The sequence below is a fragment of the Vibrio sp. Vb0667 genome (genome assembly GCF_033391095.1).
This window is the reverse complement of record NZ_JAWPOL010000003.1, coordinates 141350-153868: the sequence shown is the minus strand read 5'-3', so window position 1 is coordinate 153868 and position 12519 is coordinate 141350. Positions and strand designations below refer to the sequence as shown.

General features: G+C 43.5%; 13 protein-coding genes. 1 reads left to right on the top strand and 12 read right to left on the bottom strand.

What is annotated here, in order from left to right:
- Nucleotides 1-105 precede the first annotated feature (105 nt).
- From R8269_RS05930 to R8269_RS05910, 5 genes are all read right to left on the bottom strand, one after another.
- Nucleotides 106-579 carry a response regulator gene (locus R8269_RS05930; protein ID WP_064353882.1) on the bottom strand — a complete coding sequence of 158 codons (474 nt, stop codon included), beginning with the start codon at nucleotides 577-579 and terminating at the stop codon, nucleotides 106-108.
- Complete coding sequence (locus tag R8269_RS05925; protein ID WP_005389108.1) at nucleotides 566-1903, bottom strand: ATP-binding protein; 1338 nt, start codon at nucleotides 1901-1903, stop codon at nucleotides 566-568. Before R8269_RS05925 ends, R8269_RS05930 begins: the two co-directional genes overlap by 14 nt.
- A 3-nt stretch (nucleotides 1904-1906) precedes the next feature.
- A complete protein-coding gene (locus R8269_RS05920; protein WP_017634015.1) occupies nucleotides 1907-3325 on the bottom strand; it encodes an SLC13 family permease in 1419 nt (472 codons plus the stop codon).
- A 248-nt stretch (nucleotides 3326-3573) separates the two neighbouring features.
- Nucleotides 3574-4038, bottom strand: coding sequence for a GNAT family N-acetyltransferase (locus tag R8269_RS05915; protein WP_005389117.1), 465 nt, complete (start codon nucleotides 4036-4038; stop codon nucleotides 3574-3576).
- A gap of 35 nt (nucleotides 4039-4073) precedes the next feature.
- The gene (locus R8269_RS05910; RefSeq protein WP_132936635.1) at nucleotides 4074-4436 is read right to left on the bottom strand and encodes a hypothetical protein; all 363 of its coding nucleotides are present in this window, start codon (nucleotides 4434-4436) and stop codon (nucleotides 4074-4076) included.
- Between the two features lie 478 nt (nucleotides 4437-4914).
- Here R8269_RS05910 and R8269_RS05905 point away from each other — a divergent pair, with 478 nt between their 5' ends.
- Entirely contained in the window at nucleotides 4915-5472 is a 558-nt protein-coding gene (locus tag R8269_RS05905) for a DUF3750 domain-containing protein (RefSeq protein ID WP_064353879.1), read from the top strand.
- A 51-nt stretch (nucleotides 5473-5523) separates the two neighbouring features.
- Here the strand turns inward: R8269_RS05905 and R8269_RS05900 are convergent, their stop codons facing one another.
- The 7 genes from R8269_RS05900 to R8269_RS05870 all read right to left on the bottom strand — a co-directional run bounded on the left by R8269_RS05900 (nucleotide 5524) and on the right by R8269_RS05870 (nucleotide 12516).
- Nucleotides 5524-7101: a sensor domain-containing diguanylate cyclase gene (locus R8269_RS05900; RefSeq protein WP_005389121.1), complete on the bottom strand. Its 1578-nt coding sequence runs from the start codon at nucleotides 7099-7101 to the stop codon at nucleotides 5524-5526.
- Nucleotides 7102-7286: 185 nt separating this feature from the next.
- Nucleotides 7287-7757, bottom strand: a complete 471-nt coding sequence (locus tag R8269_RS05895) for a heme-degrading domain-containing protein (RefSeq protein ID WP_215810267.1) — start codon at nucleotides 7755-7757, stop codon at nucleotides 7287-7289.
- Nucleotides 7754-8794 carry an oxidoreductase gene (locus tag R8269_RS05890; protein ID WP_005377752.1) on the bottom strand — a complete coding sequence of 347 codons (1041 nt, stop codon included), beginning with the start codon at nucleotides 8792-8794 and terminating at the stop codon, nucleotides 7754-7756. The genes R8269_RS05895 and R8269_RS05890 overlap by 4 nt, the downstream gene beginning before the upstream one ends.
- Nucleotides 8795-8805: 11 nt before the next feature.
- Nucleotides 8806-9579: a DeoR/GlpR family DNA-binding transcription regulator gene (locus tag R8269_RS05885; protein WP_213986797.1), complete on the bottom strand. Its 774-nt coding sequence runs from the start codon at nucleotides 9577-9579 to the stop codon at nucleotides 8806-8808.
- A gap of 178 nt (nucleotides 9580-9757) precedes the next feature.
- On the bottom strand, nucleotides 9758-10600 hold the full coding sequence (locus R8269_RS05880) for a phosphate ABC transporter substrate-binding protein (protein ID WP_215810268.1): 843 nt from the start codon (nucleotides 10598-10600) through the stop codon (nucleotides 9758-9760).
- Nucleotides 10590-11210 (bottom strand): OmpA family protein, encoded by a 621-nt coding sequence (locus tag R8269_RS05875; protein ID WP_054574113.1) that lies wholly within the window; start codon nucleotides 11208-11210, stop codon nucleotides 10590-10592. The genes R8269_RS05880 and R8269_RS05875 overlap by 11 nt, the downstream gene beginning before the upstream one ends.
- Nucleotides 11203-12516 carry a TolC family outer membrane protein gene (locus R8269_RS05870; protein WP_005377756.1) on the bottom strand — a complete coding sequence of 438 codons (1314 nt, stop codon included), beginning with the start codon at nucleotides 12514-12516 and terminating at the stop codon, nucleotides 11203-11205. Before R8269_RS05870 ends, R8269_RS05875 begins: the two co-directional genes overlap by 8 nt.
- Nucleotides 12517-12519 lie beyond the last annotated feature (3 nt).

Here is a 12519-nt window from a genome sequence, read left to right as displayed (position 1 = left end):
ATACTAGAGCAATATTCCGCACGGCCACGTTAAACATGCTGAACTATTCACTATAGATTTCAGACACTAACTGGCCGTGACGAAAACAAGCTTAATGTCCCCCGATTAACGTAGACGTTCAAACACCACACTCTGATCTAAATGTTCGTGATACTGAGTGTAATCTAAGCCCACATCAAAGATATATTGGGTCACCAGGTTTCTAACGCACTCTATTAATTGGCTTGCTTGCCATGGTTTTTCAAAGTAGCGATCAATGCCTGCGGAGTTGATCGCATTAATCGTATCGGTGTGCGTCGCTTGCCCGGTAAGAAGCACTTTCCTCGTAAAGCCAAAACGACCGTCCCTTGATACATCGGTCAGCAGCTCTACTCCCGTTTTACCTGGCATCACATGATCGGAAATAATCAATGCGATCATCTCGCCTTCTGCATCAAATTCATCCATCAGTTCTAGAGCCTCACCTGCTGATTCGCAGTCTTCGACATTCAACCACTGATTTAACGGCTCTAAATCTTGTAGAACCGCGCTTAGTACCTCTCGTTGGTCATCAACGCAAATTACATTAAGCTTCTCCATGTTCACCCTCTACTGGTAACTTGATTCTAAAAATCGTTTTTTCACTGTCGCTCTTTACTACAATAGAGCCGTTATATCCGGCGATAATGCGCTTCACAATCGACAGACCTAACCCTAAACCAAACGACAATCCCCCCTTTTTAGTGGTGAAGTTTGGCCGGAAAATTTTTCTACGTGTCGCTTCATCAATTTCTGGTCCGTTGTTAGCAATCGTGACCAAAATTTTACCCTTACTCTCCCGAGTATGTATTTCGATACCGGGTTTCTCCGTTTCACCAAGTGCATCGCACGCATTCTTTAAGATATTTACCCAAACTTGGACGAGTTCGGTTTGAGAACCAATAAAAGCAGGTAAATCCGCAGGGCTAAAACGAACACTCACTCGTCTTAAGTCACTTTGCAATAGAGCCAAGGCGCGATTGATTGAATCATTGATGTTAATCGCTTCATCCAAGTCGATATCCGTGCGCCCCAATTGTTTTACGGATCGCACAATGCCAACGGTATGTTTAGAAGCGATGCGTAAGTCATGGAGATCTCGCCCCATTTGCCAGAAACGTATCGCTTCTTCTGGTCTTTTTAGCCAATGTTCTGAAAGGAAGTTATTTGGAACGGCTCGCGCAAGATCACGAGCAACCTCCTTGGTTAAACCGTAGTATTTTTCGAAGTGGCGCCCCCGCTTTCTCGCTTCGCTAGAAGAGACTTTCTGCCCTTGCATTAAACCAAAATCAAAAAATTGACTCGCTTCCGGATGAACTTCTTCAAGCAGTTCCATGATAACTGTCTCTAGCCGTTCTGATTTACTGCTTACAACGCCTATCGCATTGTTCAACTCATGAGCAATACCCGCTGCAAGCTGCCCCAACGTTGTCATTTGCTCTGCGGTATGAAGCTTTTGTAGCGCTTTTTCTTTAGCTAATGCCTCTTGCATTGCACGCCGTTGACGACGAGATAATTCGTTAACCATCACAGGCATAAATTGTGTCGTCAATGGTCCGTATGTCGCCTCTTCCACGGCGGGCGTATCACGCTGTATCCAAGCCAATTCAACATCGGTTTGAGCAATCACTGTCGAAGAGGCAGTCCACGTACCAGAAAAGAAACTGTGTACGCCAATAAACGCACCTTGAGACGCAGAAAATACCTGAATCGGTTTCTTGTCATCTTCCGCGTAATACCCCGCCAGTTCTCCCGACAGCACATAGTACAAGCGATCGTTGTAGCCAGCTTGCTCAATAAGCACCGACCCGGATAAAACCGTTAATCGGCGTTCAAGGTGATTAAAGTAGCGTTGTACTAACGCGTCTAACTTCGTTTCGTACATGGGTTATCCAATATGCCCAACAGTATGTAAAATCCACACCATCACAAAACTGAGTAATACGCCAATCACGCCTAGCACGGCACCGATACGAGCCATTTGGCCACTCTCGACATGCCCTGTTGCATGAGCTAACGCGTTTGGTGGCGTACTGATTGGTAACGACATACCGAGTGAAGCAGCAAATGTCACGACTAAGATCAGAGTAACTTCACCGCCGAGAGGCGTTAGCGAAGCCATAGAAGTACCCAGCGCAGCCATAATCGGCATCAGCAAGTTTGCGGTGGCTGTATGCGACATAAAGTTTGCCATTAACAAGCACAAGAAAGCCGCACCAAACAAGACAACATATGGCGAGAACTGATCAAACGGAATGCTGTGTACCACCAGCTTCGCAAGCCCGGTTTTATCTAGAGCAAGGCCCAGAGCAATACCGCCTGACACCAACCAAAGCACATCCCAAGAGATTTTCTTCAAGTCTTCTTTGTTGATGATGCCCGTCAATGAGAACACTGCGACCGGAATTAATGCTACTGTGTAAGAATTCATTCCATGTGCAGAACCCATCAACCAAAGAATAATCGTGCCGGCAAAGGTGACGTAAACCATTATTGCTTTGGGTGTTTTCAAAAACTTGCTTTTAATGTTCAGATCGATGGTGGTTTGTTCGGCTTTATATAAAAAGCCAATCAGAAACCAAGCTAACGCCATCATCACAATAACGAATGGCACACCAAATACCATCCATTCACCAAACGTAATTAAGTTGTCACCAACCAAATATTTTAGGGCGATGGCATTCGGTGGCGTGCCGATTGGAGTACCAATGCCACCAATGTTAGCTGCAACAGGAATACACAAGGCGAATGCAATTCGACCTGGGTCTTTAGGCCCGAAAACCGCTATCACAGGGGTTAAAATGGACAACATCATCGCTGTTGTTGCGGTGTTTGACATAAACATGGAAAAAACAGCGGTGATCAGCATCAACCCCAGCATAACGAACTTTGGTTTTTGTCCAAATGGTTTGAGTAACACTCGGGCTAAGTTGACATCTAACCTGTACTTTGTCGCCGCCATAGCCAAAAAGAAACCGCCGAGGAAGAGCATGATAATCGGACTAGCGAAGGTCGCCATTATTTCGTTGTATTGTAATAGCTCACCAAAATGTGGCTGCCCTTCTTGCAAACGAAAGAGCACAATACCTTTATTTGATACAAGCAATAGCTCTAGGACAATGATCACAACCGAAGTGGCGTAGATTGGAATTGGCTCGAATACCCAGCAAAGTGCGGCAAGCAAGAAGATTGCAATCACTCTTTGCTGGACGATAGTAATGCCATCAAATGGGAACGCAGAGAGAGGCATCAACCAAACAAGCAATGGTATCAATGTTGGAACAACGTATTTGAGATAAGGGCGCATAGTACTACTTCTCTTCCTGAGATGGTTAGCCAGACACATTTGGCGTTTGGAACGCTATTACCCGCCGCAAAACCAAAACTTTCAGACTGTTTTTAAGCCTTCAGAGACGAAATGCGGTAATGGCGTTCCAGAGAAGATTATGTACACTGTTTTCAAACAAAACGTTGGTGCGAGATCAATGAACTCGTTTTCACATTGGAAAACATTTTATATCTGTGTTCAAGCTCACTAAATGCTCACTATTTAAGTTAAATATACTTTTCCATCATAAAGTTAGTTAAGGTTTCTCCCCTAACCTCAACATGTTGTCGAGACTTAACTGTGAAACCCATTTTCTCGTAAAAAGGTCGGGCGGTAATACTCACTTCAGAATACAGTCGTTTTATCCCCTGTACTTTCGCCTGTGAAAAAAGAAAAGACATCAAATCACGACCAACACCTTGTCCTTGGTATTCATGATGGCAAAAGAAATGATCAATCAAGCCGTCACCTTGCAAATCACAATAGCCAACGACCTGCCCTTCTATCTCCGCGACGTATGGTTGAATATCGTCCATTTTTCGTTGCCACACATCGAGGTCAAAATCTGATGGTGCCCAAGCGGAAACTTGTGATTCCGTATAATCGCGACGATTAATGATTCGCACAGTATGGTAAAAGAGTGCCCACAGTGTTGGGGCATCCTCGGTGCGATAGCAGCGTATTGAGAGCATCAATTTCCTCATTCCTATTCAATAAATACTAAGCATTAACGCAAAGTGATACTAGTGAACTCATCATTTTCAATGCCAATCACTAAAGGCTTCCCAATCTGATCACTGTTCATCAATACGGTTGTATTCAGCTCTCGGCTTGATCTGCGTATATTGCTTTTTCTTATGATATGAATATTCACAATATAATCGGAATACTCCTTTGTGATTCCGCCGGAGAATTCTACGTGCTCACTTTCATTGTCTCGGACAATATGAAATTTTCGATTGGCTTGAATATCAGTACTGATGGAGGAGTCACCATAGTTCAGCACAACGGACGTTGGTTCGCTATCTTGATTGGCAAAACAGCCAAATGCGAACACGCTTAATGCGAGTATACTTTTTGATTTAAACATTAATTATTCTATTTCTAGTTATTTTTCTGCTATTTGCATGACCAAACAGCACTTGTTCTGTGAGCGCCTATTGTGCCATAGCTGAACGCTGACTCTAAACGCGCAAAAAGATGAGCGATGAAAATTCCGCCCAAAACAAGCAAATGTGAGACAATGTGAGGGCCCCAAACTCACTCAATCAGTCAAAATCCACTGTAAACCTCTGTTTTTTTAATGTTTTTAATTCATGTGGCCGTGTAAGGAATACATACAACCTCTTACTTTTTCATACGCAACTAGACGAATCGTTCGAGAAATACGGCATCGTCTATGCCACATGTTACAAATCGGCTTACCTTATTATTGCGTATGAACTGGAATTATGGCACTAACTTCCCTCTCTTTTAATAAGGAGAGGATTTCAACTATCAGACTTGCCACGTTTTTATAGCTAAAATCAATAGAGCGTTACCAGCATCGGTTGGTCTAGGAGCAATAAATGAAAGACCCTCTCAACTTTACTCACCTTGTAAAAATTTGGCTCATGTCAATCGCGGTTATGCTGGGTGGATGCACTCAAGGAGATTGGCGTACCGCAAGCAGAGAACCTGCGGGTATCGCACCCGATCCTTCCAATGTCAAGCATGCTGTGATTGAGTTTTACGCCGCAGACGCGTTTGGTTGGCGAGGCTGGTTTGCCGTTCATACATGGTTTGCAATAAAGCCTGAAAATGCGAACGAATATACAGTGTATGAAGTAGTCGGCTGGAGAGTGAATCGCGGACAACCCGCTCTATATCAGTACCAAACTGGGACGCCAGATCGATATTGGTATGGTGCAAAACCAGAAAAGATCCTCTCCATACAAGGTGAAAAGGCCCGCCAGCTTATCCCTAAAATACAAAGTGTGATTAACCAATACCCTTGGGCTGAAGAATATACGCTGTTTCCAGGGCCAAATAGCAATACATTTCCGGCTTGGGTGGGTAAACAAATTCCAGAATTAGAGCTGAACTTGCCGTTTCGCGCAATTGGTAGCGGTTACGCCAGCGATTAACAGCAAAGGTTAGTCACCGGCTCGTTTTATGTTCAGCCTAAAGCGCAATATCTATTGTGCGTCGTCACCCAACTCCGTTCTATTTCTTCCATTATGTTTCGCTTTATACAGTGCATTATCGGCGTCTTTCATTACCGCTTCAATTGGTGTGTCATTGCCTTTCCAGTGAGAAACGCCCAACGAAACCGTGACCTTACCAACCACCTGAAAGTCATGTTGTTCCACGTTGTGTCTAATACGCTCTGCAACATCCATAGCGTGGTTTACGTCTGTTTTTTCCAAAAACATCATAAACTCTTCACCGCCAGAACGACACAGGTGATCATTAGAGCGAGCTTGGTCTTTCATTAACTGCGCAAACTCTCTAAGTAAGTTGTCACCCACGTCATGGCCATAGTTATCGTTTACGCTCTTAAAGTGGTCAATATCTAGCGCCAAAACAGAGAACGCGGTATTTTCCTGCTTAAACAAACCAAGAACTTTATCTAATCCACGTCGATTCAATAATCCAGTCATCGAATCTGTTAATGTATCCAGTTGCAGCTTATCAATGGTTTTTGACACGATACCAAATGCTTTAAGAAAGCTAAGCTTCAAATGTGAGACCTCAAAATACCAAGACTTAACCAGTTTGAGATCATCGATAGAGGATGAATGTTCTTCGACACCTCGCACAGCACCCGCTAACTGCCAAAGTGGTCTAGAAATAAGAAGGGACAAGAACCAAATTAGCAACAAAGTTAATAAACCAATTGGAATCGACTTAAGGAAAACATTCCACATCTGTTCATCTAGCACAGATAACGTCATCGATTTCGGGCGCTGAGCAACAATTCCCCATCCTGATGACTTTACTGGTGCATAACCAGCAAGCATTTCGACGCCGCGAGAGTTAACAATTTCTTTGTTACCGCTCTGCCCCATCGTCACCGCTTTGATTGCCTCATTATCGTCGATTACTTCACCAACTCTCGATTGATCTGGGTGATAAATCAGAGTGTTACTCTCATCGACAACGTAAAGGAAAGAACCATCTTTGTATGCGTGCTGGCTGAGTAACTCTGCGAGAATATTTTCTTTTTCTAGATAAATAGTGCCGCCGATATAACCTAAATATTCATTAGATTGAGAAAATATAGGGTATGAGATGGTTAACAAGTAATTTCCAGCGGGCGATATAAATGGTTCAGTAACAACTGGTGCTTGAGCGTTTAAAGATTGGCGTTTTCTTTCACCCACTAACCTTACACCTTTCACCTGAAGTGTTTCAGGTGATACGGAAATAATAACCCCTTTTGCATTAACGACAACCACAGAGTTAAATGATTTGGTTTGCGTTCTTAATCTCTCAGCCTCTTTATCAAGAAGCTGAGCGTCATGCATCTTGTCTTTTAGCACGTTCGCACTGTATTTTAGCTGCGACATTGAGCTTTCTATGAAAGAGTCTGTCATTTCAGACATTTTTTGGGCGTAAACACGGTTTGATTCTAACGTGTTATTGATGATGAGATCCCTTTGAACACGATAAATCGAGTAGAATGCGTTGATCAAAGTGACAAGCACACTGAACACACATAGGGTGACAATAAGATTTCTAAGATTGAGTTTTTCTTTTCTTCTAAAAGACATTGCCAATGGCCAACTTTGAAGGCTTTCTATATGAATGAGCGTATAGGTTATATGAAATTGATTTGATTTTCAGGTAGTAAGTTGGGATCAATGTTAATATTTGCTCACATTAAAGAACACTTTATGAGCTAAAAAGAGAATTCAGTAGCACGATAAAGAAACCGTGCTACTTTCATATTTGGCGTTTAAGAGGGTTTTGTCTCTGTCATCGTTTTTAATATATCCACAACTAGCTGATGATCATCTAACTGCGGTAAACCCGATACCGTCACAACCCCAACCAAACCAGACCCAGAAAGCCGAATTGGGAACGCGCCACCATGAGCGCAGTACTCACGAGCATCGAGATGAGACTGATTTTCGAAATCACGTTGCTTTTGCTTGTTGTACAGAGAAAGATAGTAAGAGCTGTGGCCATACCTTAATACTGAGTTTCGCTTCCTACGGACCCAATCTAAATGATCAGCACAGGTTCCTGCCATTGCGTATTGAAATAGCGTTTGTCCAAAGCCGTAAACCTCAATAGCAACAGCCGCGCCGCGAGCTTCAGCCTCTTCTTTTAGAGCGAGGCCGATAGACCACGCAATATGGTGATTAAATTCCGCCAACTGAAGTTCATGCTCTTGCCGGGCCACGAGTTCAAGCGTCAAACTCATGGTTTCACCTGAATCGTTTTACCCGTTTTACTGCTTTCCAATGCCATCTCAATCAGAGCGATATTCTGTACTGCTTGAGCGGCAGGAACCGGGTTATCAGTGCCCAAACGAATGGCATCTGCCACACCAACAAAGTAAGCTTGGTACGCGCCTCTCTCCGTTTTGATAGTTTGCGCACCGTCTTCGTCGTAACGGACGCCGTATAACGCCTCATCTTCTTCCGACCAAGCATCGTTTTCCGGCAAACGGCCTTCTTTTAAGTAGCCCTCTTGAGGATCTAATCCGAACTTTTCATATTTAGCTTCCGTACCCAATACTTTGTAGCGGAGATTCGGCTCTGGGCTATACAAGTTTGAATGCAAGTGCACAATATGCTCAGGGTAATGAAGTATCAAGTTGTAATAATCAATCGTTGTCGCACCCGGGCGCATCATTCGACATTGTGCGTCTATCGCATCTGGCAAGCCAAACAACACCAATGCTTGATCGAGAAGATGAGGAGCAAGGTCGAATAGAATACCACCACCATCTTGGGCTAGCTCTCGCCAGCGTTGACGAACTTCAGGGCGGTAACGGTCAAAGTGTGACTCGAATAGCTTTATATCACCTAACTTACCTTGTTCGATAAGAGATTTAACCGTGAGAAAATCTCCATCCCAACGTCTATTGTGAAAAACGCTCAGCACCAGACCTTTCTCTTCCGCCAAGGCGATAAGTTCATTACCGTCTTCTATCCGAGTAACAAACGGTTTTTCGACGATGACGTGTTTCCCATTGTTCAACGCACGCTTTGCAAGTTCGTAATGTACGTCATTTGGCGCAGTAATGATTACGAGCTCTGCATCACTATCATCGAGTAAAGTATTCGCATCAGAAAACCACTTAGCATCTGGCCAATCATTTTGAACCGCCTCCTGTTGACGAGAGCTTATCGCGCTCAGCGTTAAATTTGGTAGCGCTTTAATGAAGGGTAAATGAAACGTTTTTGCTGAATATCCGTAACCAATCACAGCGGTTTTTACAGGATCGTAAGCCATTCTAAGATTCCTTATTTCGGTGACACAACAATACATTCAATATCATTGTGATCGAGGAGTTGTTGAAAATCTGATTGAGGGGGATGATCGGTAATAATGATGTCGATCTTTGACAAATCACATACGTGGTGGAAATTGTCGCTACCAATTTTTCGGGATTCACAAACGACGATGACCTGCTGAGCTTGAGCAATCATCGCTTGTTTCAATGTTGCTTCTAACAAACTATTTGTTGTCAGCCCTCGGGATGACAATGCACACACGCCAATGAACGCTTTGTTCACGTGATAATGCTGCATTTGCTGCTCTGCTTGCGCCCCTAAAACTGCTCTGGCATAAGGGTCAAAGTGTCCGCCTAAGAAATGAACGTCCATTGTGTCGTTTGTTTCAGCAGCGGTCAGCACATCAATGCTGTTAGTGACGACGTTGAGCTTGTTTTCTCCACAATGCGCTTTTCCTGCATAGAGTGGGAGCAGAGACAAAATGGTGCTGGTATCAATAACAAGATGGTCGCGCTCATCCAACAACGCTGCGGCAGCTTGAGCCAGTCGATGTTTAACGTCACTCACGGGTCGACTCGCGTATGCCTCGGTATGGGAAGAGATCGGCGCAAGCATGACACCACCTCGTATTCTTTGTAACCCAGGCTGCTGACTCAACTTAACTAAGTCTCGGCGAGCTGAATCTCGCGAGATACCAAAGTACTCACAAACTTCAGACAACGTTACTTTGTTTTGCTGCTCCAGCTTCGCTCTGAGTGCTACGAGTCTTTCTTCTTGTGTCATGACTTAAATTCACTTAAGTGGTTTTAAGCAAACTTGCCACAATAATAGAAAAATTACCAACAAAACCACTTACAACCAACTCAATTGACCAAAGGTTAACCAAAGATAAATGAGCAGCAAGGCAAAACTTCCTAGGACGGTACGTTCACTCAAGCCCACATAGTTAGGCGTATGAAGTTTATTTATACCCGTTTAAAACAACTGGCTCATCTAGCCCTAACTTCACTCTATTTCTTTTAATAAGCGCTTTTGGTAGTGGAATAAACCCAGCATTTCGTACCTGTTGTGTATTGTGGTCGGTTGTAAGGAGTTCAAATAGCTTTGATTTTTTGATCTTCTGATTAGTGTCGAATTGTTTATTTATATAAACGTAATAGACCACGGAAAATGGATAGCGAAGAGAATAGATGCAATCTGTGCTCAAAGAGCATGAGTCATCGTTATGATGAACAGAGAGAGCCTTGTAGCTCGACCACTGTTCTGAGTATTTAAAATCGGAGTATCGCATATAAGCTTTGGCTGACAAGTCGTCGCTTAAAGCCCGTTTCAATCGGTCTTCATCAAACATTTGAATCGATGATTGACAACCATTAGAGCTCACATCTGGGTTACTTAAACGCATCTCCCCGAAAGCATACGTATTTGCATCACAGCGTTTCAATTCACTAACGGAAACACTATCTACCGTACTCTTTTGACTATTGATTACGACAATAGCGTTTGCCATTAAAAACAAACGTGTAGGCCTGTGGCCTCTTTCTCGTTGAAATCGGGAGATGTTTTCATCTGACCATTTCTTAGATGTGATCGCAATAGAGGTTCCGTCATTTAGCATGTCGTTAAAACCACCAGACTGAGATGCAAGCGCTACATTTACACTTGGCTCATCTATCAATGTTTCTATCGTTTCTAATATCTCTGGTTCGACAAAAATCGATGTTCGAGCCTCAGAGTCAGCAAATGCCAGCGGTGAAATCAAACATGAAGCTAGAGTAAAGAAAGGTAAGACTTTAATTTTCATAATTCAGCTCCAACTTCGAATTAGGTGTCAACTCGCTGTCCGAACTAAATATAGTCCACGCTTGTTCAGTACTTTCAGCTTTCGTGTTTACAACAGCAATTGTGCGCCTTTCCCGTTTTTTTAGTTGTACCGTCAATGCCGTATTCTGATAAAACTCTTGCTCTTCAATTCGATTGTCTTGAATGCCGTTTCTCACTAGCAATTCTCGTATAGCTGCCGTTCTTTTCTTTGCCAACGCTTTGTTGTATTCGAGTGACGCTTCAGGGCTTGTGTCTCCTATCAGTATGACTTGCGCATTTGGGTTACTCTGAAGCAATGCTTTCAACTCGCTTAGCGGCATATCATGAGATGACGTTACCTGATGCTCATCCATCGCAAAGAAAAAACTGATCAGGTGTGTCTGCGAGTCGTTGACCCAATTCGCACAGCCTTCACTGTCAACAACGACACCTTTTGGCGTATCTGCGCAGTTATCTCGTTGGTTTATCACGCCATCACTATCATTGTCTTTAAGGTCGTTGTACTGGTAAGTGGTCAACGTCGTATTCGGTGATTCAGCACAGCCTGCTAACATAAAAACTAGAAGACTCGTCACTGCGAATTTATCCATTATTGTTCTCCTTCCAGTTCTCTGGATACTCAACTCGCAACGCATAAGTCAGAATCCCCATCGAGTTGAATAAACGGTAAGTGGCAACCAAATGATCGTACTTTGTTCGGGTATAGTTCCGTCTCGCAACAAACGTTTCAACTTTGGCATCTAATACATCTAACAAACTGCGTCGCCCTACATTGAACTGCTGGATGTACCCTAATTCAGTTACTTTCGCCGCATCAACGTTGACTTTTAAAAACTCCATTTGCTGTTGAAGCAATGTATGTGCGTCCCATGCCAGCCTTACACCTTCATTCGCATCTAGTTCTGCATTTGCTCGAATAGCCCTCGCCTCCTCTACTCGCCAGGCAGATGACTCCACTCGGGAGTCTGTAGAAAAGCCGTTAAAAAGATCGTAGTTGACCGTCAGCATAACCTTTGCATCTTCGTTAATGCCTTCAATATTATCCACGTTGTCTGTTTTGTTGGCTGACAGCTCAAGCTTGAGCTCTGGGTAGTAATCCCCCTTTTCTCTTTTTACTTCATGTCGAGCCGCCTCTAAATCTTTCATCGCCGACTGTATGGATGGGTGCAACCTAACCGCTTGTTTGAGTGCTTCGTCAAGCTTATTCGGAAGCAATTCCTGCGGGTAAACAGGCTCAACTAAGTTTTGCGGCGCTCGACCAACCAAACGTACAAATCTTGTTCTAGCATCGGAAAGATTGTTTTGGGCGGCAATCAATGAGGACTGTGTTGTCGCGACACGCGAAGAAACCTGCGCTAAGTCGGAGTTGCTGGTTAAACCTTTTTCTTTTTTATCTAGAATGAAACGGTAGATCTCTTGGTGTTCATTTAGGTTTCTTTCTGTCAGTTTCATCAACTCTCGGGCATGTAAAACATCCACATACGCTCTGACAGTATCTAATGCAACATTTTCCGCAGATGCCAATAAGTCCAAGCGTTCAGCTTCAGCCTCGTAAGATAGGCGATCAACATCAGCACTTGTTTTAAATCCATCAAATAACAGTTGGGAGATTCTTACGCCCATCTCCGTTCTTTCTAATGTTCTATCTTCACTGTCGATGTAGTTTCCGTTGTTATATCGAGTACCTTCGTACCCTGCTGCTGCATACAAATTAACCTGAGGAAGAAATGAACCATTTATGGCATTTCGGTCTCGTACCATCGACTCATAGCGAGAATAGCGAGCAAGCAAACTGGGGGAGCTATCGAGAGATAACGTAACTGACTCTTCTAAAGTCAAAGCGTTTGGCGACGATGATACTGCAAACAAGACCAATAACGTTGATTTAAGCCGCATCTT